Source organism: Agromyces albus (genome assembly GCF_004134825.1).
In the GTDB taxonomy this organism is placed as follows: domain Bacteria; phylum Actinomycetota; class Actinomycetes; order Actinomycetales; family Microbacteriaceae; genus Agromyces; species Agromyces albus.
This window is the reverse complement of record NZ_SDPN01000036.1, coordinates 15,714-42,621: the sequence shown is the minus strand read 5'-3', so window position 1 is coordinate 42,621 and position 26,908 is coordinate 15,714. Positions and strand designations below refer to the sequence as shown.

Here is a 26,908-nt window from a genome sequence, read left to right as displayed (position 1 = left end):
GGCCGCTCGCGTCGCCGAATCGCTGCCGGCGGCCCTCGCCTCCGTCGACGCCTCGGTCGCCGAGGCGCGCGTCGCGCTCGGGCGCGCAGAGGCGGAGCGGGCGAGCCGCAACGAGGAGCTCCAGGGACTCCGCCGCCAGGAGGCCGCGGTGCGTGAGCGCCTGCACGCCGTCACCGAAGACGTGCACGGCCTCGAATTGCGCATCTACGAGAAGAAACTGCATGTCTCCGGACTCGTCGAGCGTGCCGAGTCTGAGCTCGGGCTCACCGAAGCGGTGCTCGTCGCCGAGTACGGGCCCGATGAGGAGATCCCCGCCGAGACCGAAGACGACGAGCCCCGCCCGTTCCGCCGCGAGGAGCAGCAGCGCCGGCTGCAGGTCGCCGAGCGCAAGCTCGCGCAGCTCGGCCGGGTGAATCCGCTCGCGCTCGAGGAGTTCGCCGCGCTCGAGCAGCGCCACGTGTTCCTCACCGAGCAGCTCACCGACCTCGCGAACACGCGCAAAGACCTGCTCACGATCATCGACGAGATCGACGGCAAGATGGAGTCGATCTTCCGGGGCGCCTTCGAGGACACCCGCGAGGCGTTCGCCACGGTGTTCCCGGTGCTCTTCCCGGGCGGCACGGGCAGCATCTCGCTCACCGACCCCGAGAACATGCTCACGACGGGCATCGAGGTGTCGGTGAAGCCGGCGGGCAAGAAGATCGAGCGCCTCTCGCTCCTGTCGGGCGGCGAACGCTCGCTCGCGGCCGTCGCCTTGCTCATCGCCATCTTCAAGGCTCGGCCGAGCCCGTTCTACATCCTCGACGAGGTCGAGGCGGCGCTCGACGACGCGAACCTCGGCCGACTGCTGACGACCCTCGAAGACCTGCGCGAGTCCAGCCAGCTCATCGTCATCACGCACCAGAAGCGCACGATGGAGATCGCCGACTCCCTCTACGGCGTCTCGATGCGTCAAGACGGCGTCTCGGCCGTCGTCGGGCAGCGCGTGCGCGAGGACCGCGAGGCGCGCGCGAGCTGAGCGGATGCCGCAGCATCCGTTCAACCGTGTTCAGGTGAGCCTGCGGTCGTCGGGCTCGACGATGCGGAACCAGCGGTAGCCGTAGGCTTCGAGCTGCACGTCGATGCGCCCCGACGCATCGAGGTCGTAGCGATCTTCATGGAGGAGATCGGAGAGGACCGACTCCTCGGCGACCGGTCCGAGCTCCAGCCTGACGATCGCCGGCTTCGGTGCGAAGTTGTGCAGCGCGACGAATCGGCCGACGTCGGCCGTGATGCGATGCGCGAGCACCGCATCATCGCCGCTCTCGAGCACGTCGAGGGTGCCCCAGCCGATCTCGGGAGAGCTGCGATACCGTGCCGCGAAGCTCCTGATGGTGCCGAGCAGTGAATCGGGGTCGTGCATCTGCGCCTCGACGTTCACGTGCGCCGGTGCGTAGCCGTCGGTCGGCGGCGCCGCGATGAGCTTGCGCGGCGCGGCACGGGAGAAGCCGCCGTTCGCCTCGCCGGTCCACTGCATCGGCGTGCGCACCGTCATCCGGCCGCCCTCCTCGCGGTTCTCGCCCATACCGATCTCCTCTCCGTAGAAGAGGGCCGGGGTTCCTGGCAGCGAGAAGAGCAGGCTGTACACCATGCGGATGCGGCGGGGGTCGCCGTCGAGCATCGGCGGAAGGCGCCGAGCGATGCCGCGTCCGTAGACGCGCATCCACTCCTCGGGGGCGAACGCGTCGAACACCTCCTGACGCTCGGCGTCGCTCAGCTTGTCGAGCGTGAGCTCGTCGTGGTTGCGCACGAAGTTCACCCACTGCGCCTCGGGCTCGAGCACCGGACGCCGGGCGAGCATCTCGGCGAGCGGACGGGCGTCCTCCCGGGCGAGCGCGAGGTAGAGCCGTTGCATCGCGAGGAAGTCGAACTGCATCGTGAGCTCGGGCGGATCGCCCGGGCGGCCGAAGAACTCGACCTGCTGGTCGTACGGCAGGTTCACCTCACCCAGGAGCACCGCCTCGCTCGAGCGACGCTGCAGGAACGATCGGATGTCGCGGAGGAACTCGTGCGGGTCGCCGATCTCGACCCCTTCGGGCGGCTCGATGAGGAACGGCACGGCGTCGACCCGGAACCCCGAGATGCCGAGCTCCAGCCAGAAGCCGATGGTCTTCGCGATCTCATCGCGCACGGCCGGGTTCGCGATGTTCAGGTCGGGCTGGTGGCGGTAGAAGCTGTGCAGGTAGTACTGGCCGGTGCGCTCGTCGAGCTCCCACACGCTGTCCTCCTCGCCCGGGAAGACCGTCTTCGCCTGCTTCGCGGGCGGTTCGTCTCGCCAGACGTAGAAGTCGCGGAACGGTGCCGTCCGGCTCCGCCGCGCGGACGTGAACCACGGATGCCGGTCCGACGTGTGGTTCATGACGAAGTCGATGATGACCCGCATGCCACGGTCGCGTGCCGTGCGCGTGAACTCGGCGACGTTGCCGAGCGACCCGAGTCGACGGTCGACACCCGTGAAGTCGGTGATGTCGTAGCCGTCGTCGCGGTCGGGCGTGGGCTGGAACGGCATCAGCCAGATACACGTGACGCCGAGCTCGGCGAGGTGGTCGAGCCGGTGCGCGAGACCCTCGAAGTCGCCGGTGCCGTCGTCGTTCCAGTCCATGTAGGTCTCGATGTCGAGGCAGTAGACGACGGCGGTCTTCCACCAGAGGTCGCTGCGATCGGTGACCTTCATCGGCCGACCGCCTTGAGCGCCGGCAGCACGTGCTCGCCGAAGGTGTCGATGAACGCGTCCTGCTCGGTGCCGACGTGATGCAGGTAGATGCGGTCGAAGCCGAGTTCGGCGAGTTCGGCGAGCTTCTCGAGATGGCGCGCCGGGTCTGCAGAGACCTGGACGGTCCGGGCGACGTCGTCGGGTGTGGCATCCGCCGTGCGCTCGTCGAAGGCCTGGGGCGTATCGAGCTCCCAGGCGAGCGGAGCGGGCACGAGCCCGCTGCGCCATTGCTCGTGCGCGATCGCCCGCGCCTCCTCTTCTGTCGGCGCCCAGCTCAGGTGCACCTGCACGGCAGTGGGACCCTGGCCGCCCGCGTCGCGATACGCCGCGACGACGTCGCGGAGCGTGCCCCGGGGCTGGTCGACGGTGATGAGGCCATCGGCCCACTCGGCTCCATCACGCGCGGTCTCGGCGCTCACGGCCGCGATGATGAGCGGCGGCGGAACATCGGGCAGGCTCCAGATCCGAGCCCGGTCGACGTGCACGAGGCCGTCGGTCGTCACCTCCTCGCCCCTGAGGAGGCGCCGGATCACGTCGACCGTCTCACGGAGCCGCGCGTCGCGCTCCTCCTTGGGTGGGAAGGGCTCGCCGGTCACGTGCTCGTTGATCGCCTCGCCGCTGCCGAGCGCGGCCCAGAACCGGCCCGGGAACATCGAGGCGAGCGTCGCGGTGGCCTGTGCCGTGAGCGTCGGGTGGTAACGCTGTCCCGGCGCAGTGACCACACCGAACGGCAGCCGTGTCGCCTGCATGGCGGCACCCAGCCAGCTCCAGGCGAAGCCCGACTCGCCCTGGCGGACGCTCCATGGTGCGAAGTGGTCCGAGCACATCGCGGCGTCGAAGCCCGCTCCCTCGGCGAGCTGCACGGCCCGGAGCAATCGGGCGGGCGGGAGTTGTTCGTGCGAGGCGTGGAATCCCACGATCGTCATCCGCAGTCCTTTCGTCGAGTTCGAGGCTCTCGTGGAGGGTCGAGGGCGACAACCCCTTGCGTCGTGGCGCACGACCGGTGTAGCCGCCGCCGCGCCCTAGGCTGGACGTATGGCAGAACGCGCATCCTGGTCGCTCGGATCCGCCCTTCGCGGGGTCTTCGGGGCCAAGACGATCGACGACGAGACGTGGGACGACCTCGAGGCCGCGCTCATCCGGGCTGATTTCGGTCCGACCGTCACTGAAGAGATCGTCGAGTCGATCAGGGCGCAGGTCGAGCGGTTCAAGACCACCGACCCGCGCGACGTGCAACGGATGCTGCGCGAGCTCATCGAGGAGCGCCTCTCGAAGTACGATCCCACGCTGAAGCTCACCGAGCGCCCCGCCGTGGTGCTCGTCGTCGGCGTCAACGGGGTTGGGAAGACCACGACGATCGGCAAGTTCGCGAAGTTCCTGCGCAACTACGACCGCAGCGTCGTCGTCGGCGCGGCCGACACGTTCCGCGCCGCGGCGGTCGACCAGCTCGCGACGTGGGCCGAGCGAGCGGGCGCACAGGTGGTGCGGCCCGAGCGCGAGGGGCAAGACCCGGCATCCGTCGCCTTCCAGACGGTGGAGCAGGCCAAGCGCGACGGCACCGAGATCGTGATCATCGACACCGCCGGCCGCTTGCAGACGAAGGGCGGGCTCATGGACGAGCTCGGCAAGATCAAGCGCGTAATCGAGAAGCAGGCGCCGATCTCCGAGGTGCTGCTCGTGCTCGACGCCACCACGGGCCAGAACGGGCTCGCGCAGGCCGAGGCGTTCATCCTGCACGCGGGCGTCACGGGGCTCGTGCTCACGAAGCTCGACGGATCGGCGAAGGGCGGCTTCGTGATCGCCGTGCAGGAGAAGACCGGTCTCCCGATCAAGCTCATCGGCCAGGGCGAGGGCATCGGCGACCTCACGGGATTCACCCCCCACGTCTTCGCGCAGAAGCTCGTCGGCTGACAGGAGAGGAATGACATGGCGATCGAACACGACTACTTCGGACTCATCGGCGACTATTGGGCCGAGCGCAAGGAGTACGGCGACCAAGACGTCGAGGTCGTGCTCGACGCCGACGACGACAGGGTATCGACGGCGTCGCTCGACGCCGCAGCCGGCATGGTCGGCGAGCTCGAGCTCATCGACGACGAACTGCGCTCGTCATTCGTGAACCAGATCGACTCGGGCGGCAGCGCGGTGATGCGCTTTCTCGAGGCGATCCTGAACGGCGAAGAGGCGGATGCCGCCCGCGCGGCGGTCAACCGCGACTCGGGCGATCACGACATCGACGTGCTTCGCTCGCTGAGCCTCGTTCGCGTCGACCTGCGGCCCGACGCCGACGGCCCCGGCGAGGTCTTCGCCGAGTTCGAGTACGGGCTCGCCCCCGAAGACACCGAGGCCCGGCTCGTCGCGTCGATCGACATCGGCCGCGAGATCGTCGACGTGCGCTTCGACGCCTGAGCTCAGGCCCGCGAGCCGGCGCGCGCCGCGAGTGCGTCTGCGGCGTCGCGGTAGCGTTCCCGCAGCGCGCCGTCGGGGCGCGCGGGCACCGACGTCGCGATCTCGGCCGACCATGTGGGGAGCGCCCCACTGAGGGCCCAAGCGGCTTGCCGCGCGGCGCCGTCGGCGACGTACTCGGATGGCTCGGGCACGTCGACAGTGACGTCGAAGACCCGGCCCGCGATCTCGCGGACCGCGGGATTCGCAGCCGCGCCGCCGATGAGTAGCACGCGGTCGACCACGACGCCGGCGCGACGGATGCCGTCGAGCCCGTCGGCGAGTGCGCAGAGCATGCCCTCGACCGCCGCTCGTGCGAGGTTCTCGCGGGTCGTGGAGGCGAGCGACATGCCGCTGAGCTGGGCGCGCGCGTTCGGAACGTCGGGGGAGCGCTCGCCCTCGAACCACGGCACGAGCACGAGCCCGTCGGCACCCGACTCCGCGGCGAGGGCGAGCGTCGCGAGCTCGTCGGCGTCGACGCCGAGGAGGGACGCGATCGAGCCGAGCACGCGCGCCGCGTTCAGTGTGGCAACGAGGGGCAGGAACGCGCCGCTTGCGTCGGCGAACCCGGCGACGGCGCCCGTCGGATCGTGCACCGGTCGCCCGGTGACCGCGAAGACCGTGCCGCTCGTGCCGATCGAGACGACGGCATCGCCCTGGCCGGCGCCGAGTCCGAGTGCCGCGGCGGCGTTGTCGCCGGCGCCGGCCGCGACGAGCTGCCCGGCCGGCGTTGTTCCGGCCGCTGCAGCGGGCCCGAGCACTCGCGGAGTGCGGGGCGTGTGGCCGAGCGCGAGTTCGAGGAGCTCGGCGTCGACCTCGCCGGTCTCGGGGCTCCAGTAGGCCGTGCCCGACGCGTCGGACCGGTCGGTCGTGAGGGCATCGAGGTCAGGGCCGAGCGGGGCATCCGCGGCATCCGCAGGGCCGTAGCCCAGTAGTCGCCACGTGAGCCAGTCGTGGGGGAGGGCGACCGCCGCGACGCGTTCGGCGTTCTCGGGCTCGTGGTCGCGGAGCCACCGCAGCTTCGTCGCAGTGAACGAGGCCACCGGCACGAGGCCGGTGCGGCGCGCGTACGCGTCGGCGCCGAGCTCCTCGGTGAGGGCTGCAGCGGCATCGGCGCTGCGCGTGTCGTTCCAGAGGAGGGCGGGACGGATGACCCGGCCCGACGCGTCGAGCGCGACCATGCCATGCTGCTGCCCGGCGATCGAGACCGCCGCGACGTCGGCGAGCCCGCCCGCGTCGTCGATCGCGGCCTGGAGCGCGACCCACCAGTGCTCGGGATCGACCTCGGTGCCATCGGGGTGCGACGCGCGACCGGTGCGGACGAGCGCACCGGTCGCGGCGTCGCGCACGACGACCTTGCACGACTGCGTCGATGAGTCGACGCCGGCGACGAGCGGCATCGGAGCTAGCCCCTTGCGCCGAGCAGGTGCTCGGTCGCGAGCTGCTGCAGTCGCACGAAGCCGAAGCCGTGACCGCCGAGGTAGGCCGCCGCGTCGAAGTCCTCGAATGCGCTGCGGTCGGCCAGCAGGTCGTCGTACGACTCGCCTTCATTGAGGGTGGGCTGTCCGAGCTCGAAGACCTTCGCGGCCTCGAGCGCCTCCTGCACCTCGGGGTCGGCGCGGAAGGCCGCGGCGCGCTCCTTCAGCAGCAGGTAGGTGTGCATGTTCGCGGCGGCCGAGTCCCAGACGCCGGTCTCGTCTTCCGTGCGGCTCGGCTTGTAGTCGAAGTGGCGGGGACCGGTGTAGGTCTGGCCGCCGTCGGGGCCGCCGAACTCGAGCAGGTCGACGAGCGCGAAGGCGTTGTGCAGGTCGCCGTGCCCGAACACGAGGTCCTGGTCGTACTTGATGCCGCGCTGGCCGTTGAGGTCGATGTGGAAGAGCTTGTCGTGGTACAGCGCCTGCGCGATGCCGGCGGCGAAGTTGAGGCCCGCCATCTGCTCGTGGCCGACCTCGGGGTTGAGCCCCACGAGCTCGGGTCGCTCGAGCGAGTCGATGAACGCGAGCGCGTGGCCCACCGTCGGCAGCAGGATGTCGCCGCGCGGCTCGTTGGGCTTCGGCTCGATCGCGAACCGGAGGTCGTAGCCCTTGTCGGTGACGTAGTCGCCGAGCAGGTTCACGGCCTCGCGATAGCGCTCGAGCGCCTGGCGGATGTCTTTCGCCGCGTCGTACTCGGCGCCCTCGCGGCCGCCCCACATGACGAAGGTCTTCGCGCCGAGCTCGGCGGCGAGATCGATGTTGCGGAGCACCTTGCGGAGCGCGAAGCGTCGCACGGCACGGTCGTTCGAGGTGAACCCGCCGTCCTTGAACACGGGCGCGCTGAAGAGGTTCGTCGTGACCATCGGCACGATGACGCCGGTATCGGCGAGGGCCTGCTTCAGCCGGTCGATCTGGGTCTGGCGCGCGGCATCCGTCGATCCGAAGGCGAACAGGTCGTCGTCGTGGAAGGTGAGGCCGTAGGCGCCGAGCTCTGAGAGCTTCTCGACGACGTGCACGACGTCGAGCGCCTCGCGGGTGGGGCCGCCGAAGGGGTCGGTACCGTTGTAGCCCACAGTCCAGAGGCCGAATGAGAACTTGTCGTCGCGGGTGGGCGCGCTGGCCATGGAGATCCGCCTTTCAGCGTCTTCGGTGATTTGTTGGCAAGATCAACATATACGTGATCCTGGTGTGGATGCAAGCCGCCAGACGCACGGGGCGAGCGCTGCGGATCGCGACGTCAGCGCGGAGGGACCACGTGCAGGACCTCCGACAGCGCCAGTTCGTCGCACGAGGGACCCGCGGCGATCCGGTACGCACCCGGCTGCACCCGCAGGGCCCCGGCGTGCACCCAGTCGTCGGGTGCCCCGTCGATGCGCACCTCGTCGTCCCACACGGCGAGCCGCTCGGCCGCGAACCCGAGCTCGACCACGCGCACCTCGCCGGGCTCCAGGCGCACGCGCTCGAAGGCCACGAGCAGGCGGCGTGGGGCCGCCAGGGGCAGTGCCGGGTCGGGCAGCGCGTAGAGCTGCACGAGTTCCTCGGCCGCCCGGTCGCCGAGGTTGCGCACCGTGACGAGCGCGCGAACGTCGCGGTCGCCGGGGGCGGCGACGAGGGCGGGATGCCGGTGCGTCGGCGCCGGCGACGTCGTCTCGGACTCGACGAGCTCGACGCGTTCGTAGGCGACGTTCGAGTACGTCAGCCCGTGTCCGAACGCGAAGGCCGCCCGGCCGGGCCGGTGCCGATAGGTGGCCTGCTGGCGCAGCGTGTCGTAGTCGAACAGGTCGCCGGCCTGTGCCGGGTTGGCCGGCCACGACTGCGTGAGGCGTCCCTCGGGCTCCCGGTCGCCCGACAGCACGTCGACGAGGCCGCGCCCGAGCTCCTGACCGCCGTGGCTGCTCCACACGATCGTCGCCGCGTCATCCGCGTCGCCGAGCACGTACGGAAAGCTCGACACGATCACGAGCACCGCCTGCTCTGAGGACCCGCTGGCGGCCCGCCACACGTCGACCGCCGCGTCGGGCAGCATGAGATGCGGGCGATCCTCCGTCTCACGGCCGGAGAGATGCGGATCGTTGCCAACGGCGACGATCACCACCTCGGCCGCGGCCGCGGCATCCGCCACCGCATCGACTCCGCTTCGCACGGTGCGCACGTCGAACCGCTCCGCTTCGGCGAGCGTCACCGCCTCAGCGACGAGCAGGCCCGCATCGCGCACTACCCGCACCCAGCGGCCGGAACCGCGGTGCAGCAGCGACCACGTGCCGTCGGCGTGCACGTGACGGAGGAAGCTCTCCTGCACGACCCAGCCGCCGACCCGGGAGGCGTCGGCCCGCATCGGCCAGGACCCGCCCGTGAGCAGGCCCCCACTGGCGTGGGAGCGCAGCGTCAGGATGCCGTCGCCCCAGTCGACGACGTCGAAGAGCGATGCGGCCGACTCGCCGTCGCCCGCCGCCTCGACCACGGCGCCGGCCTCGTCGGCGACGACGTACCGGCCGTTCGAGGCGGCACGCAACGCGACCGTGTCAGCACCGGTCACGACCTCGACGCCGGCCTCGGGGAAGCGCTCCGCGAGCGCGGAGGCGAGTCCGACGGAGTACGGCGGCGTGCCCGAGTACCAGTCGGTCAGCACGGCGTCGGCCATGGGCCCGACGACCGCGATCGACGCGGGCGGGCGCAGCGGCAGCACACGCCGGTCATTGCGCAGCACGACCACCGAGCGGCCGACGGCCTCCCTGGCCAGCTCGCGGGCCGCCGGGAGATCGATCGCGTCAGGCCCGATCGCCGCGTACGGGTCGCCGTCGCCGTCGAACTCGCCGGTGCGCACCCGCAGTTCGAGCATCCGCAGCACCGCCCGGTCCACGTCCTCCTCCTCGAGCAGGCCCGCTTCGAGCGCAGCGGTCACGTTGTTGATGGTGGGCACGGCGTTCGCACCGTCGTCGGTGAACGAGTCGACGCCCGACCGCACGAGCGCCGCGGCGCCGTGCACGTGATCGGGTTGCGCGCGCTGGATGTTGACGAGGAACGTCGGCGCACCGGCATCCGAGACGACCGCAAGCGATTCGTCCGACCAGCTGCGCGCCTCGGTGACCAGTTCCGGCTGCGTATGCGCGGGCGTGCCGTTCACGCGGTTGTAGGCGAGCATCATGCCGCCGGCCACGCCCGCCTCGATGGGTTCGCGGAACGCCGGCAACTCCTCCTCGTGCAGCGTGCGCAGCGACATCTCCGACGACGTGGCCGAGCGGTCGGTCTCGTTGTTGTAGGCGAGGAAGTGCTTGAGCGCCGGCACCGTGCGCCAGACCCGCTCGTGGTCGCCACGCATGCCGCGGCAGTACCCCGTCGCCAGGTGGGCCGTCAGGTGCGGGTCCTCGGCGTATCCCTCCTCGTTGCGCCCCCAGGCGGGATGGCGCAGGGTGTTCACGACGGGCGCCCACGCGTTGAGGCTGACCAACGGGTCGGCGGCCTTCTTCGCGCGGACCTCGGTGGAGACGACCTCGCCGACTCGGCGGAGGAGGTCGCCATCCCACGAGGCGGCCAGGCCCACCGGCTGGGGGAACACGGTCGCCATGCCGAGCCACGCCACACCGTGCAGCGCCTCGCAGCCGGTGTGGAACTCGGCGATCCCGAGCCGCTCGATCGCGGGCGCCACCTGGTGCAGCATCGCGATCCGCTCTTCGCGGGTCAGGCGGCCGAGCAGGTCGCCGGCACGTTCCGCGACCGGTCTGCTCGGGTCGCGGAACGCGTGGCGGAACGCGTCGCCCGTAATCGCGGCGCGAGCAGGGACGTCTTGCCCGGTCTCGTCAACGTACTCATCCGTGAAGTTCACGCCGTTCGCCTTTCGCTCAGCACTCTCGCGTCTTCGGGTGCCACGACGATGGTGGCTCCGGTGCGCTCATCGGTCAGGAGGTCGACCGCGCCGGCCGGCACGGCGACGGAGACGGGTTCGTCCCCGTGGTTCAGCAGGAACAGGAGGGAACCGCGACGCACCGCCTGGAGGCCGGGTGGCAGGAGCCCGTCGCGCGCGTCGGCAGGCAGGTCGTGTGCCTCGGCAGACGGCTGCAGGGCGCCGCGCACCCCGGAGCGTGCGAGCACCTCGTGCAGCACCGCCGACAGCAGGTCGTCCGACGGCACCGCGCCGACGTACCAGGCGACGCCCTTCCCGACTGCGTTCCGGGTGACCGCGGGACGGCCGGCGAGGAGGCCGGTCGCGAACGTCGCGCAGACCTCGGCGCCGTCGGCGCGCAGCTTCTCCGCGATGATCGAGGCCGCGAGCTCGCCGTCGGGAGTCCAGCCCGCCGCGGCGCGAATCGGCGTCGTGCCGGGCAGCGGGCACCATTCCTCGCCGCTCACGCCGACGAGGTCGCGCAGCAGCACCGGCGATCTGCCCTGCAGGATGTGACCGCGTGCGTCGGCGACACCGCTGAACGGACCGATCGCCAGGTGAGCGCCGGCGGCGACGGCCTCGTGCAGCGCGGCGGCGGCGGCCGGCTCGATGACGTAGCTGTGCGGCACGATGATCGCGCGGTAGGCCGAGAGGTCGTCACCCGGCGCGACGATGTCGGCGGAGATGCCGCGTCGCCACAATTCGCGATACCAACGCCTGAGCTGCTCGAGGGTGGAGAGCCGATCGGTGGGCCGGCCCTGTGTCTCGCCGGCCCACCAGCTCGTCCAGTCGAAGAGCAGTGCGACGTCGGCGGATACCGTGGTGCCGACGACCTCGCGGAGCGCTTGCAGCTCGGCGCCCTGCCGGCAGATCCCGGCGAAGACCTCGGTATCGGCGCCGGCGTGGGGCAGCATCCCCGAGTGGAAGCGCTCCGACCCGGCGCGGGACTGGCGCCACTGGAAGTAGCAGATGCCGTCGGCGCCGCGCGCGACGGCCTGCAGCGAGTCGAGCCGGGCGCGCGCGGGCGACTTCGGCACGTTGTGCGGCCGCCACGACATGGTGGCGGCCTGCTCCATGAGCATCCACGGACGCCCCCCGCCGAGGGAGCGCATCAGGTCCTGCACGAGGGCGTAGTCGGCGGGTGAGTCCGGGTCGGTCGGGTCGGGGTACTGGTCGTCGGCGATGACGTCGACCTCGCCGGCCCATGACCGGTAGTCGACATGGTCGAACAGCCCCATGAAGTTCGTCGTGATCGGATGCCTGGCCCCGGCGTCCCGGATCGTGTCGCGGAGTTCGACATAGCAGCGCAGCAACTGGTCGGAGGTGTACCGACGGAAGTCGAGCGACTGCGTCGGGTTGACGAGGTACGGCATTCGCCGCGGCGGCATGATCTCTTCGAAGTCGTCGTATCGCTGCGACCAGAAGGTCGTCGCCCAGGCCTCGTTGAGCTGCTCGATGGTGCCGTAGCGAGCACGAAGCCAGCTGCGGAACTCGCGGGCGGCCTCATCGCCGAAGTCGAGTTGTCCGAACTCGTTGCCGACGTGCCACATGTGCACGGCCGGATGATCGGCGTACCTCGCGGCGAGGTCGCGCGTGATCGCGAGCGCGTGCTCGCGATAGACCGTCGACGCGGGGGAGAACTGGTTGCGCGAGCCGGCGACCAGGCGCACGCCGTCGGGGTCGACGGGCAGGGTCTCGGGATGCCGCACGCCGAGCCAGGGCGGCGGCGACGCGGTGGGCGTGGCGAGGTCGACGGCGATGCCGGCAGCGTGCAGCAGGTCGAGCACCTCATCGAGCCAGGCGAAGTCGCGCACGCCGGGCGACGGCTCGATGCGCGCCCAGCTGAAGACGCCGACCGTGACCAGGTTGACGCCGGCCTGCTGCATCAGCTCGACGTCCTCCAGCCAGACAGACGGCTCCCACTGCTCGGGGTTGTAGTCGCCGCCGAACAGGATGCCGCGTTCGGCCGTCAAGGTCCCGAACGCGCCGGTGGCAGGTGTCTCCATCGACATCTTCTCTCTCATCTTCGCGATTGTCGAAGCGCTTCAACAACGAGACCATATACTAGCCACGTGCCGATGTCCACGACGCTTCGAGAAGCCCTCCACGTGCTGCGTTCCGATCGCAGCGCCGCGCGGTGGACCGACGCATTTCCGGTGGGCAACGGCGTGCGCGGGGCATCCTGTCAGGGCCGCAGCGGCGCAGAGCGGCTGTGGCTGAACGACATCACCGCGTGGTCCGGCATTCCCGGCGATCCACTGGCCGGCGTGGCCGATCGCGGTGACGCTGCACTCGAAACGGTGCGCGCCGCCATCGCTCGCGGCGATGCAGCAGAGGCCGAACGGCTCCTCCTGCGTCAGCAGACTCCGTGGGTGCAGGCGTTCCTGCCGCTCGGCTGGATCGACGTCGAGGTCGACGGCGTCTTCGACGACGAATGCCGGCGCCGTCTCGACCTCACGACGGCGACCGCCCGGCTCGAATACGGGCGCGTGCGCCACGAGACCTGGGCCGACTCCGCCGGCGGCGCGATCGTGCATCGAATCGAGTCGGATGCTCCGGTGCGCGTGCGGCTGCGCGTCGGAAGCCTGCTTCGACCGGCCGGGCCGGATACCGCCGTGACGAACGGCCTCGTCCGTGAACTGATGCTGCCGATCGACGTGGCCCCGGGGCATGCGACCACGCCCGAGCCGGTCCGCTACGGCGAGGGGCGCAGCGGCGCGCTCGCCGTACGGTCGGCGGGCGCGGCATCCATCGAGCACGGGATGCTGGTCACCGAGCCCGCGCGCACCCACACGTTCGTCATCGGCACCGCGACCGCGCCGTCGATTCCCGGTGAGCCGGAGTCGGATGCCGATGCCGCGACCAGGGCCGTCGCGGCCTTGGGCGAGATCGGGGCCGATGCGGCCGCCGAGGCCGCCCGGCGACACGAGGCGCACGTCGCCGCACACCGGGAGCTGTATCTGCGCTGCGCAGTGACGCTCCCGTCCGCAGACGATGCCGTCGAGCTCAGCACCGAGGAGCGCATCTCGGCCGCGCAGGAGCGCCCCGATCCCGGGCTCGCCGCCCTCCTCTTCCACTACGGCCGCTATCTGCTGCTGTCCTCGTCGCGGCACACCGGGCTGCCGCTCACGCTGCAGGGCCTGTGGAACGCCGAGCTTCCAGGCCCGTGGTCGAGCGCGTACACGACGAACATCAATCTGCAGATGGCGTACTGGGCCGCCGAGACGACGGCGCTCAGCGAGTGCCACACCCCGTTGCTGCGGTTCATCCGGCGACTCGCGGCAGGATCCGGTGCCACCGTGGCGCGCGAGCTGCACGGCGCCGACGGCTGGGTGGCGCATCACAACTCCGACGCCTGGGGGCACGCGGCACCGGTCGGAGCGGGCCACGGTGACCCGGCTTGGGCGTTCTGGCCGATGGGCGGCGTCTGGCTGAGCCTGCACCTGTGGGACCGCTACGCGTTCACCGGCGACCTCGACGAGCTGCGCGCGCAGTCGTGGCCGGTACTCGCCTCGGCCGCGCAGTTCGCGCTGTCGTGGATCCAGGGCGACGGCTCCCGGACGTACACCAGCCCCTCGACCTCGCCCGAGAACCACTTCCTCGCAGACGACGGGACCGTGACCGGCGTCGGCGAGTCCTCGACGATGGACGTCGCGCTCCTGCGTGCCCTGGCGACGGCCTGCGCGCAGGCGGCGACCGTGCTCGGCGTCGACGAGTCGTGGATCGCCGAGCTGCTCGCTCTCGTCGCCGCGCTCCCCGACCTCGCGGTCGATGACGACGGCACCCTGCGCGAATGGGACCGGCCCCGAGAGGACACCGAGCCGCACCACCGGCACCTGTCGCATCTCGTCGGCCTGTTCCCCCTCGCCCAGATCACACCGTCCGGCACCCCGACGCTCGCCGCCGCAGCGGCGGCATCCATCCTCTCCCGCGGGCAGGAATCGACCGGATGGGCGCTGGCCTGGCGCACCGCGATGTGGGCGCGGCTCGGCGACGGCGCACGCGTGCACGAACAGCTCACGATGGCCCTGCGTCCGGCGCCCGTCGACGGCCACGGGCACCGCGGCGGCCTGTACGCGAACGGGTTCAGCGCACACCCGCCGTTCCAGATCGACGGGAACATCGGTCTCACCGCCGGCGTCGCAGAGGCGCTGCTGCAATCGCACGAAGAGCGGATGCTGCTGCTGCCCGCGTTGCCCCCGCACTGGCCGACCGGAAGCGTGCGCGGACTGTGCGCGAGAGGCGGCGTGACCGTCGACATCGACTGGGAGCGCGGCGAGGTGGCGAACGTGCGGCTTCGCAGCGATGGGCACACCACAATAGAGATGAGCGGGCCCGGGATCGGCATCCGATCCGTCGTCCTCACTGCAGGACAGCCCACTCTCATTGAACCGAGGGGGAACCGATGGTGACCATCGCAGACGTCGCACAGGCCGCCGGGGTCTCCATCTCGACCGTCTCATATGTGATGAGCGGCAAGAGAACGATCTCGCAGGACACGAAGGAACGCGTCGAACGCGCGATCGACGCACTCGAGTACCGACCGCACGCGAGCGCCCGGTCTCTCGCGTCGCGATCCACGAACGTGATCGGGCTGCAGGCACCGCTGCGCTCCGGAGTCGACGTGCACGTCGTCATGGAGATCGTCGCCGGCATCGTGCGCGAGGCACGCATGCACCAGTACGACATCCTGCTACTGACCAGCGACGACGCCGAGGGTCTGCACCGGGCGACCCGCGCCTCGATGGTCGACGCGCTGCTGTTGATGGATGTCGAGTCCGACGATCCCCGCATCGCCACACTGCGTGAACTCGCCACCCCGAGCGTGCTGGTCGGCCTGCCCCGCGGTGCTGAGGAACTGACCTGCGTCGATTTCGACTTCGAGGCCGCCGGCCGCATGGCCGCCGAGCGGCTGATCGCACTGGGCCACCGCCGGGTCGCCCTGCTCGGCTCGCCGCGCGAGGTGATCGACCGGCACACCTCCTATGCCGAACGACTCTCCCGCGGCTTCCTCGCCGCGTGCGCGGAGCACGACGTCCCGGCGACGGTGCATCAGTGCCCGACCACTCACGAGTCCGTCCGGGTGCTGAACGCCGTGCTCGCCGAGCACCCCGATGTGACGGGACTCTTCATCCACAACGAGGGTGCACTCGCGCACATCGCGGCGCGCGCCGCGACGATCGACGGCCTGGAGGCCATTGCCCTCTGCCCGTCGGACATCGCGCGCACCGTGCCCACCCTGGTCGACAGCATCGACCTGCCGGCGGAGGGGCTCGGAAGCGCAGCCACGCAGGCGATCATCGCGCTGCTCGCCGGTGAGAGCACTCCGAAGGTGCGCCTGCTGCCGGCGGTTCTCGCCTCGTCGCGCGGCGCGTCCGAGCCCGAGCGGGCGGAGGTCGCCGGCCGATGAGGATCGACCCGAACAGTCGCTCCGTGCAGGGCCTGTCGACGTTCATCGAGTTCGTCGCACTGAATCTGATGTACCTCGTCTCGTGCATTCCGATCGTCACGATCGGCGCCGCGACGAGTGCGCTGTTCGAGGTCGCCATCCGCTACTCCGACGACGAGACCGGCCGACCTGTGGCCGACTTCTTCCCCGCGTTCATGCGCAACTTCCGCCGCGGCGCGCTCACCGGCCTCGCCCTGCTGGTGCCGATCGCGCTGCTGCTGTTCAGCGCCGTGTTCTGGTTGTCCACGCCCACGGCGCTGGGCACCGCTGCCGGCGTGATCTCCGCGCTCGCCGCCGTCTTCCTCTTCGCGGCGTTCCTCTATGCCATGGCACTCGTGGCGACATTCGACGACGGCATCCGCCGCACCCTGAAGAACGCCATGCTGCTCGCCGCCGCAGAGCCCGTGCGCACGTTCGGCTTGGTGATGATCCCGGTGGCGCTCGTGTGCATCAGCGTGCTCTTCCCGCCGTTCCTGGTGATCATGGGAACCATCGGCTTCTCGGTCGGCGCCTACGTCGCCGCCTTCCTCTTCCGCAGCGCCTTTGCACGGCATCGCCCGTAGCTTCCGCGAGATCCCGTAGCGTTCCCCAGTCCACCGCACACGCAGAACACCCCCGGACAGATGCCCGGGGGTGTTCTCCTTCACGCGAGGATCAGCCGAATTCCTTGGCCACCTTCTCGCGCTCCTCGTTGCGCTCCTTGGCGCGCTCCAGGTCGACCTCGAGGACCTTGTCGTAACCCAGGCCCTTCGCCTCTTCCTGCATGTCGGCTTTCAGCTGGTCGAACTCGGCGTCGGTGCCGGCGAACACCATCTTCCAGGAGTACTGAACGACGATCGGTTCGACCTGCTTGCGCAATGTCTGGATCTCCGAGGAGTCCGTCGGCGTGGTGTAGCTGGCACCGGTCGCGACGAGCAGCTGGTCGTTGTCCCTCAGGTAGTCCATCGTGGTCGGCGCGCCGCCCATCTTGGCTTTCCAGTCGGCCGAGAGCGGCGTCTCCACGAGCGCCTGATACGTCGGCCAGGTCCTGTAGCTGAAGGGCAGGCCGGTCTCCTTGTCGATGTCGGCCGGGAGAACCGCCGATACGTTCATCTGGGACCCCCCGTCGACGAAGCTGCCACCGCCCCACTCGGCCGGAACCTCGGCATCGCCCTCGATGAAGATCTTCCTGCCGAGCTCGGTCAGCGCGGGCTGGCCGGAGTCATCCAGCTCCCAGGTGAGACCCTTCGGACCTGCGGCCGCCATGACCTTGCCGTCGTTGGCGTGGCGCCCTTCCGGCGAGTACAGCCAGTCGATGAACGCGGCGATGCGCTCGGGGTCCTTCGCCTTCGAGCCGATCGCGAAGGTCTGCGCTCCGCCGTATACCTCGGCACCGAAAGTCAGCACGTTCATGTCCTTGAGCGGGACGATCTCGAAGCCCTTTCCGGCCTGGGTGTTGGCGTCGTTGTTGTACGCGGACTGTCCGAGCCACGGCCACCAGGAGAACAGCACCTGGCCGTTCTGCACCTTCGAGAACATGGTGTCGTAGTTCTGCGTCGTCGACTCGGGGTCGATGAGGCCGAGCTTGTTGGCCTCGTGATAGAACTTCAGCGCGCGCATGTACTCGCTGTCGTCGTCGAGCAGCGCTTGGTAATCCGAACCATCCGCCTTGGCCACAGCGAAGCCCATGTCCTCATAGCCGTAGAACGCCGCCGGCTGCTTCGCCGTGACGATCCCGTTGCTGTCCCAGTCCTTGAACAGCGAGAGGGCATAGACCTTGGCGCCGTTCGGAGCCGTGGGCTCGAGGTCCTGCATCTGCTTCAGCACCGGAAGGACATCCTCGAGCGTGTTCAACTCCGGATAGCCGAGCTGCTTGTACAGATCCCAGCGAAGATACGGCCCGAACGACGGGTCGACCCCCCCATCGGGTTCGGTGGGCTTGATCGACGACATCATCGTCGGGAAGGCGAAGATTCCGTCCTTGCCCTCGTTGAGATGCGTGACAGCGGTGTCGAACTTCTCGACGTTGGTCATCGCTGGGTAGAACGGCGCGCTGTCCAGCACCAGGCCGCCCTGGACGAGCTCGTCGAGCTTCATCCCCTTGTCGATGACGATGAGGTCGCCGAGGTTGCCGGCCGAGACACGCGTGTTGTACAGGGTGTCGCCACCGCCGGCGACGTTCGGGGCGATGAAGTTCAGCTTCATGTTGAACTTCTTCTTCACGAGGTCGCCGAACCAGCCCTCCTGAATGCCCATGTAGTTCGCGACCCCGTCGAAGACGTCGACTGTGATCTCCTCATCCCACTTTTCGGGGAACTCGGAAATGGCGGCGCGTTCCTCTGGGGCGCCGCCGATGCACGAGGTCAGCAGGCCGACCATCGCCAGAGCGGACGCAACGGCGACCACTTTCTTTGGGAGCTTCATTGCTTTCCTTTCAGATGGTGCCCGGAGACGGTCAGCCCGTGACCGCGCCGAGCGTGATGCCCTTCACGAAGAAGCGCTGGAACAGGGGATAGATAAGATGACCCGCGGCAAATGCTGCCGGGTGCACAAGACGCTGATCGGTCACGTAGATCAAGGTGTGCTGGAAGAAGTTCCACTGGGCAACTGTCGAGAAGATGGCCACCGCCCAGAGGATCGGTGTCATGTTCGGCTGAAGGACGCGGAGAAGAGGTCCATGGCGCCCACTCATGTCACTCCCTTGTCATGATGCGCGACTCGAATTTGTTTGGCATTGCAACAATCGAATCGCTTCGACAATATCCAGTTGAGACCGGATTCGTCAAACCTTCGTCCATAACGCCTCGATAACGTTGGAGAGCGCTCTTCTGCTCGACATCCCCGTCGAACGCAGAACACCCCCGGACGCATGTCCGGGGGTGTTCTGTCTTACGCGGAGATCAGCCGAGTTTCTCGGCCACCTTCTCGCGCGCCTCGTTCTGCGCCTTGGCGGACTCCATGTCGAACTCGAGAACCTTGTCGTAGCCCAGGCCCTCGGCCTCCTCCTGCAGCTGGCTCTTCAGCTGCTCGAACTCCGCTTCGCTGGCGGCGAAGGACATCTTCCATGAGTACTGGACGATCACGGCCTTGACCTGGTTGCGCAGCGTCTCGATCTCCGACGGGTCGGTCGGCGGCGTGTAACTGGCGCCGGGCGCGACGAGCAGCTGATCGTTGTCCTTCAGGTAGTCCATGCTCGTCGGCGCGTCGCCCATCTTTGCCTTCCAGTCCTCCGAGAGCGGCGTCTTCACGAGTTCCTGGTACGTCGGCCACGTCTTGTAGTTGAACGGCAAGCCGGTCTCCTTGTCGACATCGGCCGGAAGCACAGCCGACACGTTCAGCGTCGATCCGCCATCGATGTAGCTGCCGCCACCCCACTCGGCCGGAACCTCGGCCTCGCCGCCGATGAAGGCCTGCTGGCCGAGCTCCGTGAGCGCCGGCTGACCGGAGTCGTCGAGATCCCAGGTCAGGCCCTGCGGACCCGCGGCCCCCATGGTCTGGCTGTTGTTGGCGTAGGTGCCCTCGGGCGAGTACAGCCAGTCGATGAACGCGGCGATGCGCTCCGGGTCCTCCGCCTTCGAGCCGATCGTGATGACCTGCTGTGCACCGTACGCCTCGGCTCCGTAGGCGAACACCTTCATGTCCTTGAGCGGGGCGATCTGGAAGCCCTTGCCCGCCTGGGTGTTGGCGTCGGTGTTGTATGCGGCCTGGCCGAGCCACGGCCACCAGGAGAACAGCACCTGCCCGTTCTGGACCTTGGACCACATGGTGTCGTAGTTCTGCGTCGTCGACTCGGGGTCGACCAGCCCGAGCTTGTTGGCCTCGTAGTAGAACTTCAGCGTGCGCAGGTACTCGCCGTCGTCGTCGAGGATGCTCTGGTAGTCCGAGCCGTCCGCCTTCGCCAGCACGAAGCCGCGCTCGTCGTAGCCGTAGAACGTGGTCGGCTGCTTCGCCGTGACCATCATGTTGCCGTCCCAGTCCTTGAACAGGGAGATGGCGTAGACCTTGGCGCCGTTGGGGGCGGTGGGCTCGAGGTCCTGCATGTCCTTCAGCACGGGAAGGAGGTCCTCGAGGGTGTTCAGCTCCGGATAGCCGAGCTGCTTGTAGAGGTCCCAGCGAAGATACGGCCCGAAGGTCGGGTCGATCCCCTCCGAGGGCTCGGTCGGCTTGATCGACGACACCGACGTCGGGAAGGCGTACACGCCGTCCTTTCCGTCGTTGAGATGCGTGACCGCGGTGTCGAACTTCTCGACGTTCTTCATCGCCGGGTAGAACGGCGCGCTGTCCAGCACCAGGCCGCCTTCGACGAGCTCGTTGAGCTTCTTCCCCTTGGAGGTGACGATGAGGTCACCGAGGTCGCCGGCTGAGACGCGGGTGTTGTAGAGGGTGTCGCCGCCGCCGGCGACGTTGGGGGCGATGATGTTCAGCTTCATGTTGAACTTCTTCTTCACGAGATCACCGAACCATCCCTCCTGAACGCCCATGTAGTTCGCGAGTTCGTCGAAGACGTCGACCGTGATCTCCTCGTCCCACTTCTCGGGGAACTCGGAGATGGCGGCTTGTTCGGCCTCTGGGGCGCCGCCGATGCACGAGGTCAGCAGGCCGACCATCGCCAGAGCGGACGCTACAGCGACCGCCTTTTTAGGGAGCTTCATTGCATTCCTTTCAGATTGAGCCCGGAGGCGGTCAGCCCTTGACCGCGCCGAGCATGATGCCCTTCACGAAGAAGCGCTGGAACAGGGGATAGATGAAGATGATCGGCAGCACGACGAGTACCGAGACGGTCATCCGGATCGACGTCGGCGTCTGGGTGGTCGCCGCCGTGATGATGCCGGAAAGGTTGCCGCCGGAGTTCTGCGCGGCCTGGGCCAGGCTGTTGGCCTGGTTGATGAACATGTAGAGCAGGTACTGCAGGGTGTACAGACTCTGATCGGTCACGTAGATCAAGGTGTCCTGGAAGGAGTTCCACTGGGCGACCGCCGAGAAGATGGCCACCGTGGCGAGGATCGGCGTCATGTTCGGCAGGAAGATGCGGAAGAAGATCTGCACGATGTTCGCGCCGTCCATCTCGGCGGCCTCCTGGAGCGACTCCGGCATGGCCTCGACGTACGTCTTCACCAGGATGATGAAGAACGGCTGCACGATGAACGGCAGGACGTACACCCAGAAGTTGTTGGTGAGGCCGAGAGTCTTCATCACGATGAAGACGGGGATGAGTCCGGCGCTGAAGTACATCGTGATGATGACGAACCGGTACCAGAACTGCCGGCCCCACATCTTGCCCTGCGAGAACATGAAGCCGAGGAAGGCAGAGGCGAGCACCGCAGCCAGGGTGCCGATCGCAGTGCGCGCGATGCTGACGATGGCCGCCATGGGCAGGCCGTTCAGCTGCAGCACCTGCTCGTAGTTCTCGAGGTGGACGTCGACCGGCAGCCAGCGCACCTGCCCGAGGGCGGAGACGTCGTTGGCGCTGATCGAGTTGATGATCAGGAAGTAGAACGGGTAGGCGCACAGGAACGCGAGCGCGATGAATACCGAGTAGTTCGTGATCGCGAAGATGAGGTCGCCGCCACCGCGCCGGCGTACCCCGAAGGTCGTGTTGCTCATGGTTGTCTCCTTCTCAGACGATCGACTGGCCGCGGACGCGCTTGGCGATCCAGTTGACGGTGAGCAGGAGAGCCACCGAGATGACGCTCTTCAGCATGCCGATCGCCGTGGCCATCGAGAGGCTGTTGCCCGTGATCCCGATGTTGTAGACGTACAGATCGAGAACCTGGATGGTTTCCTTGTTGAAGGCGTTCTGGAACACGAAGTACTGCTCCATGCCGTTGTTCAGCAGGTTCGCGACTGACAGGAGCAGCAGCACGAGATACGTCGGCATCAGCTGCGGGATGGTGATGTACCGCATCAGCTGGAATCGCCCGGCGCCGTCGATCTTCGCCGACTCGTACAGCGACTGGTCGATACCGGCGATGGCGGCGAGGTAGATGATCGCACCCCAGCCGAGCCCCTTCCAGACGCTCCAGAGCGTCATCGTGAGCCAGACGTTCTGATCGGTGTCCAGGAACTTGAGCGGCTGGGTGATGAGTCCTGCGTCGTTGAGGACGTTGTTCACGAGGCCGGAGCTGGAGAACAGGGAGAACGCGATCATGTAGACCAGCACCCAGGAGATGAAGTTCGGGAGCGTGGTCAGCGTCTGCACGGCGTTGCGGAACCACGGCGCCCGCACCTCGTTGAGGAAGACCGCGAAGAACAGCGGGAGCACCGAGGTCGCGATGCCGAGGAAGCTGATGGCAAGCGTGTTGAGCAGCACCTGGCCGATCTGCGCCACCTGAGTCGGCGAACTGACCAGGAGCTCGAACCACCGCAGTCCGACGAACTCGCTGCCGGAGAGCCCGAGGGCCGCCCGGTAGTCGAACAGCGAGTAGATCCAGCCGTAGAGCGGGAAGTAGGAGAAGACGAACACCAGCACCATGAACGGCAGGATGCACAGGAACATGGTGTACGAGCGGCGGCCACCGGCCTGGCGCCGCTGCTTGCGTGACGCCTTCTCGGCCGCCGGGCTCTCCTCGAGCTCAGTCGCGGCGACCTCCTGCAGGACGAGCTGGCTGGTCATGTCGTCGCCCGCCGCGCCGCGGCTCGCCGGGTATTCACGCACCCATTCATGTCACTCCCTTGTGATCGTGTGTTCGACAATTTGTTCGGTGTTCCAACAATCGAATCGCTTCGACAATAACCAGCCGAGCCGGATCCGTCAAACCCTTGTTGACAACTCGTCGAGAACGGCGCGAGAACGCTGGGAGCGCTCTCAAATGCGCCGGGCGAAGCCGGGGGGCCGGGGCTTCATCCGGGACCTCACGACTCTGTGATCGCGATACGGCGCACGATGGCGACGCCTCGCTCGACGCGCACACCGGCGACCCGCCCAGTGAAGCCGGCCGCGACCTCGGTCGAGAGATAGCGACCGTCGATCGTCCCCAGCGACTGCCCGTCGGCCGTGAGCATCACGTCGTCGGGGCCACCGGTCGCGGATGCGACGGATGCGATCTCCAGGCGTCCGCGCGTCGCGTCGACGCTGCCGAGCTCGACCATCGCGCCGCCGACCGTCCAGATGGCCGTGGCGGTCCCCGCCGCGATCCGTACACCGACCCGGTGCCGGTCATCGAGCCGTATCTCCGCGTGCACGACCGAATCGGCGTCCGCGGAGTCGACGTCGAACACGGCGGTCCAGTGCAACGCCTGGAGCCGGGTGTATACGCCCGAGCCCTCGACGCCGCGCACCTCGAGGCCACCTTGCACCGGCCTGGCGAAGTCCTCGATGCGGGCCCGCGGCGAAACCCAGCGCGGATGCAGGCGATCGAACCGGTCGTCGACGTCCCATGCGCCTGCGGGCGGAATGGCGTCGGAAGGCCGGAACGCCGGCCAGTCGTCGACCCAGTCGACCTCCGCGAGGAACGTCTCCCGGCCGTTCACGTGGAACGAGGGCGTCATGCCGCGCGGCCGGACGCCCAGGTGCACGGCTGCCCAGGTGCCGTCGGGCCGCTCGACCAGGTCGGCGTGTCCCACGTTCTGCACGGGGCGCTCCGTGCTCCGATGCGTGTAGACCGGATTGTGCGGTGCCGACTCGAAGGGACCGCGCGGACTCCGCGACCGGGCGACGGAGACGCCGTGGCCGCGCTCGGTACCGCCTTCCGCCACGACCAGGTACCACCAGTGGCCTCGGCGGTACAGATGCGGAGCTTCGGTGTGGCCGAGCTCGGTGCCGCCCCACAGCAGGCGTGGGGGATCGAGCACGCGCCCCGTGTCGGCGTCGATCGCGGCCTGCCAGACGGCCGACGGGCCGCCCGTCCACGAGCAATAGGTGACGAGGCATTCGCCCTCGTCGGTGAAGCACAGGTCGGGGTCGATGCCCCGGAGTTCGGGCAGTTCGATCGCATCCGACCACGGCCCCTCGATCGCATCGGCCCGGAACAGCCGCTGGCCGCCATGCGGATCCCCGACGTCAGAGGTGATCAACCAGAAGCGTCCGCGATGATGGCGCAGTGTCGGCGCGTAGATGCCGCCGCTGTCTCCGGCCCGTGCAGCGGGGAACTGCTCGTCCCGCACGAGCGCGTTGCCCACTTGCGTCCACGCCACCAGGTCCCGCGAATGCCAGATCGGCACCGCAGGCACGTATTCGAACGAGGAGTTGGCCAGATAGTAGTCGTCGCCGACCCGGCAGACGCTCGGGTCGGGATGGAAGCCTGGGATGACCGGCACGGTCGCGGCGGTGCGGCTCATCGTGCGGCTCCGCTTCCCTCGCCGGTGCGGGCATCGATCACCGGCGCGAGGCTCAGAACGAGTCGGAGCACATTCCGCGCACCCCGCTGGAGTTCGCCGAGCGTGAGTCCATCGACTCGCGCGATCGAGTCCTGGATGGTGTCGTCGGCGTACGCCTCCGGCCCGTCCTCGGTCTTCACTCCGCCCGGCATGAGCACGTCGACCTGGGCGCGGACCCGATACGCGTTGTCCTCGAGCGCGGGGAAGTCGGGGTCGACGGCGGACTCCATCCACCAGTCGGTGATCACGCAGCCGTCGTAGCCCCACTCGTGCCGCAGCACCGTCGTGACCAGGTCGTGGTGGTAGTGCGACCACACGCCGTTGACCTTGTTGTACGAGGTCATGATGGCCATCGGCCGCGCCTCGCGAACGCACAGTTCGAACCCGCGCAGATAGATCTCGCGCAGCGCACGCTCCGAGACCCGCGAGTCGTTTCGGGTACGCGACTCCTCTTGGTTGTTGGCGGCGAAATGCTTGGGACACGCCGCGACGCCCTGCGACTGCACGCCGGCGACGACGGCGACCGCCATCCGTCCGGTCAGCAGCGGATCCTCGGAGAAGTACTCGAAGTTGCGCCCGCAGAGCGGGTTCCGGTGGATGTTCATGCCGGGGCTGAGCAGCACGTCCGAGCCTTTGCGCACCATCTCCTGCCCGTGCAGGGCGGCGAGCTCTCGCACGAGTCCCGGATCCCACGTCGAGGCGAGCGCTGTTCCCGAGGGAATCAGCGAGGCGAACGCGGACAGCCGGATGCCGCTCGGCCCGTCGGTGGCGGTCACGGGGCGCACGCCCTTTGCGCGCAGCGACTCCGAGATGCCTCCGAGCACTCCCGCGTTGCCGGGCGTGCCGAGTGGGCTGTCCATGGTGAGGTCGCCGCGAGAGAGCAGCGCGAGCTCGTCGACCGCGAGTTGCGCGACGAACTCGTCGAGCGAGGCGGTGCCCGCGGCGACCGACTCGAGGACGATGCCGCGATCCCCGGTGAGCGGGATCGCGGCGGGCAGGTCGCCCAGTACCCGTTCGCGCCGGTCGACCGTCGCGACCGGCACGTCCTCCCAGCCGACCAGGGCGCCACCGTCGGCACCGCGCTGCACGATCATGCGGCGGAACGGCGTCGTCGGGTCGACGGCGGCCGCTTCTCGCACGCGACGCACCACGCGCAGCGTGTCGCGGGTGAGTGACGCCGCCGGTACCGCGCGGCGCACGTCGGTACCGACGAAGAAGCGGTACTCGCCGGGCTCGAGCACCCAGCACGAGCGCTGCCCGGTCGAGCCGTCGTCGTCGTAGGACGCGAGGTCGGCGAGGTCGATCGCGATGGAGACGCGCTCGCGCTCTCCGGGCGCGAGCAGTGAGGTCTTCGCGAAGCCGGCGAGTTCGCGTGCCGCTTGCGCCAGTGTCGTGCCCGGCTTCGAGACGTATGCCTGAACGGTCTGGCGGCCCGAGTGCACGGCGCCGATGTTCGCGACCTCGACCTCCAGCTCGATGCGGTCGGCGCCGGTCGTGGCGCGAATGACGGTCTGCTCGAACTCGGCGTAGTCGAGGCCGAACCCGAACGGGAACAGCACGCGCTCGGGCGCGAACGTCTCGAAGTATCGGTAGCCGACGAAGACGTCCTCGGCGTAGACGGTCGCGTCGGCGTCGCCGAAGTGCCCGGCGCTCGGGTAATCCTCGTACGCCGCCGCGATGGTGTCGGTGAGGCGGCCGGTGGGAGCGATCTCGCCGGCGAGTACAGCCGCGACGGCACGGGCGCCCTCCATGCCGCCCTGCCAGGCGTAGACGACGCCGGCAATGCGGTCGCCGTAGCGGGCGAGCCATCCGAGATCCATGACGTTGCCCGCGTCGACGACCACCACGGTGCGCTCGAAGGCGGCGGTGACCCGATCGAGCAGCTCGGTCTCGGCGGCGGTGATGTAGTAGCTGCCGGGTTCGAGCACGCTGTCGCGGGCCTCGCCGGCGGCGCGACCGACGACGAGGAGTGCGACGTCGTTGCGCCCGGCGGCGGCGGTCGCGAAGGCGTCGTCGATCGGCATCTCGGGCAGGTGGTGCGGCCAGCGCCCCCACACGTCCGACGACGCCGGTCGATGCGCGGCCGTCCAGCGAGCGTAGGTCTCGGCGACCTCGTCGTCGATGCGCACGCCGGCGTCGCGCAGGCCGGCGAGCAGGTTCCAAACGTAGGGGACCTTGACGTCTCCGCCGGAACCGTAGCCCACGGCGAACCAGTCGATCTGCACGCGTCCGAACACGGCCACCCGGCTGTCCGGGCCGAACGGCAGGACACCGTCGTTGCGCAGCAGCACGGTGCCGTCGGCTGCAGCCTGGCGGGCGAGCGCTGCGAGCCGGGGATCGAGCGTGGGGTCGGCGTCGCGCAGGATGCTCGAGATCTGGGCGACGGATTCGACGGGCACGAGCGTATGCGAACGGGCGCCGGATTCGACGGCTGGTGTGGGGGTCATGTGGGCATCCCGTGGAGAGAGGAACGATGGTCGGCTCCAGTATGGGGTCGAAGCGCTTCGAGGCAAAGGGCGAATGCCATTTGTTCACAAAAACGACAAACCAACTTGCGGTTGCCTCCGGCCTCTGCGTAAAGTCCACTGAGGTGGAGTCGAAGCGTTTCACCA

The 26,908-nt window shown here is 68.8% G+C and carries 19 protein-coding genes; 6 read left to right on the top strand and 13 right to left on the bottom strand.

Annotation, left to right across the window (positions count from 1 at the left end; genetic code table 11):
* A partial coding sequence (locus ESP51_RS15755; RefSeq protein ID WP_164990555.1) for an AAA family ATPase occupies window positions 1–1,018 on the top strand: 1,018 nt, incomplete at its 5' end.
* 30 nt (window positions 1,019–1,048) lie between these two features.
* Here the strand turns inward: ESP51_RS15755 and ESP51_RS15750 are convergent.
* The gene (locus ESP51_RS15750; protein ID WP_129521843.1) at window positions 1,049–2,713 is read right to left on the bottom strand and encodes an alpha-amylase family protein; all 1,665 of its coding nucleotides are present in this window, start codon (window positions 2,711–2,713) and stop codon (window positions 1,049–1,051) included.
* Window positions 2,710–3,678 (bottom strand): TIGR03885 family FMN-dependent LLM class oxidoreductase, encoded by a 969-nt coding sequence (locus tag ESP51_RS15745; protein ID WP_129521842.1) that lies wholly within the window; start codon window positions 3,676–3,678, stop codon window positions 2,710–2,712. Before ESP51_RS15745 ends, ESP51_RS15750 begins: the two co-directional genes overlap by 4 nt.
* 109 nt (window positions 3,679–3,787) lie before the next feature.
* Here ESP51_RS15745 and ftsY point away from each other — a divergent pair, with 109 nt between their 5' ends.
* Both ftsY and ESP51_RS15735 read left to right on the top strand, forming a co-directional pair.
* Window positions 3,788–4,663, top strand: a complete 876-nt coding sequence (gene ftsY / locus ESP51_RS15740) for a signal recognition particle-docking protein FtsY (protein ID WP_129521841.1) — start codon at window positions 3,788–3,790, stop codon at window positions 4,661–4,663.
* A gap of 15 nt (window positions 4,664–4,678) precedes the next feature.
* Window positions 4,679–5,161, top strand: coding sequence for a DUF2004 domain-containing protein (locus tag ESP51_RS15735; RefSeq protein WP_129521840.1), 483 nt, complete (start codon window positions 4,679–4,681; stop codon window positions 5,159–5,161).
* 2 nt (window positions 5,162–5,163) lie between these two features.
* Here ESP51_RS15735 and ESP51_RS15730 read toward each other — a convergent pair whose 3' ends face one another.
* From ESP51_RS15730 to ESP51_RS15715, 4 genes are all read right to left on the bottom strand, one after another.
* Entirely contained in the window at window positions 5,164–6,597 is a 1,434-nt protein-coding gene (locus ESP51_RS15730; protein WP_129521839.1) for a xylulokinase, read from the bottom strand.
* A gap of 5 nt (window positions 6,598–6,602) precedes the next feature.
* Window positions 6,603–7,796 carry a xylose isomerase gene (gene xylA, locus ESP51_RS15725; protein ID WP_129521838.1) on the bottom strand — a complete coding sequence of 398 codons (1,194 nt, stop codon included), beginning with the start codon at window positions 7,794–7,796 and terminating at the stop codon, window positions 6,603–6,605.
* Between the two features lie 113 nt (window positions 7,797–7,909).
* Window positions 7,910–10,495: a glycoside hydrolase family 3 C-terminal domain-containing protein gene (locus ESP51_RS15720; protein ID WP_241843208.1), complete on the bottom strand. Its 2,586-nt coding sequence runs from the start codon at window positions 10,493–10,495 to the stop codon at window positions 7,910–7,912.
* Window positions 10,492–12,576, bottom strand: a complete 2,085-nt coding sequence (locus tag ESP51_RS15715; RefSeq protein ID WP_241843207.1) for a beta-galactosidase — start codon at window positions 12,574–12,576, stop codon at window positions 10,492–10,494. Before ESP51_RS15715 ends, ESP51_RS15720 begins: the two co-directional genes overlap by 4 nt.
* A 54-nt stretch (window positions 12,577–12,630) precedes the next feature.
* Here ESP51_RS15715 and ESP51_RS15710 point away from each other — a divergent pair, with 54 nt between their 5' ends.
* The 3 genes from ESP51_RS15710 to ESP51_RS15700 are packed head-to-tail and all read left to right on the top strand — an operon-like array spanning window position 12,631 to window position 16,564.
* On the top strand, window positions 12,631–14,964 hold the full coding sequence (locus ESP51_RS15710) for a glycosyl hydrolase family 95 catalytic domain-containing protein (RefSeq protein ID WP_129521847.1): 2,334 nt from the start codon (window positions 12,631–12,633) through the stop codon (window positions 14,962–14,964).
* Window positions 14,958–15,962, top strand: coding sequence for a LacI family DNA-binding transcriptional regulator (locus ESP51_RS15705; protein ID WP_129521837.1), 1,005 nt, complete (start codon window positions 14,958–14,960; stop codon window positions 15,960–15,962). The genes ESP51_RS15710 and ESP51_RS15705 overlap by 7 nt, the downstream gene beginning before the upstream one ends.
* Window positions 15,959–16,564 carry a YesL family protein gene (locus ESP51_RS15700; protein WP_129521836.1) on the top strand — a complete coding sequence of 202 codons (606 nt, stop codon included), beginning with the start codon at window positions 15,959–15,961 and terminating at the stop codon, window positions 16,562–16,564. Before ESP51_RS15705 ends, ESP51_RS15700 begins: the two co-directional genes overlap by 4 nt.
* 91 nt (window positions 16,565–16,655) lie before the next feature.
* Here ESP51_RS15700 and ESP51_RS15695 read toward each other — a convergent pair whose 3' ends face one another.
* From ESP51_RS15695 to ESP51_RS15670, 7 genes are all read right to left on the bottom strand, one after another.
* Window positions 16,656–18,404, bottom strand: coding sequence for an extracellular solute-binding protein (locus ESP51_RS15695; RefSeq protein ID WP_129521835.1), 1,749 nt, complete (start codon window positions 18,402–18,404; stop codon window positions 16,656–16,658).
* Between the two features lie 31 nt (window positions 18,405–18,435).
* Window positions 18,436–18,606 (bottom strand): hypothetical protein, encoded by a 171-nt coding sequence (locus ESP51_RS20680; RefSeq protein WP_164990554.1) that lies wholly within the window; start codon window positions 18,604–18,606, stop codon window positions 18,436–18,438.
* A 274-nt stretch (window positions 18,607–18,880) separates the two neighbouring features.
* On the bottom strand, window positions 18,881–20,632 hold the full coding sequence (locus tag ESP51_RS15690; protein WP_129521834.1) for a type 2 periplasmic-binding domain-containing protein: 1,752 nt from the start codon (window positions 20,630–20,632) through the stop codon (window positions 18,881–18,883).
* A 31-nt stretch (window positions 20,633–20,663) separates the two neighbouring features.
* Window positions 20,664–21,584, bottom strand: coding sequence for a carbohydrate ABC transporter permease (locus ESP51_RS15685; protein ID WP_129521833.1), 921 nt, complete (start codon window positions 21,582–21,584; stop codon window positions 20,664–20,666).
* Between the two features lie 13 nt (window positions 21,585–21,597).
* Window positions 21,598–22,635 carry an ABC transporter permease gene (locus ESP51_RS15680; protein ID WP_241843206.1) on the bottom strand — a complete coding sequence of 346 codons (1,038 nt, stop codon included), beginning with the start codon at window positions 22,633–22,635 and terminating at the stop codon, window positions 21,598–21,600.
* Window positions 22,636–22,832: 197 nt separating this feature from the next.
* Complete coding sequence (locus tag ESP51_RS15675; protein ID WP_129521832.1) at window positions 22,833–24,257, bottom strand: glycoside hydrolase family 43 protein; 1,425 nt, start codon at window positions 24,255–24,257, stop codon at window positions 22,833–22,835.
* The gene (locus tag ESP51_RS15670; RefSeq protein WP_129521831.1) at window positions 24,254–26,743 is read right to left on the bottom strand and encodes a glycoside hydrolase family 3 protein; all 2,490 of its coding nucleotides are present in this window, start codon (window positions 26,741–26,743) and stop codon (window positions 24,254–24,256) included. Before ESP51_RS15670 ends, ESP51_RS15675 begins: the two co-directional genes overlap by 4 nt.
* Window positions 26,744–26,908 lie beyond the last annotated feature (165 nt).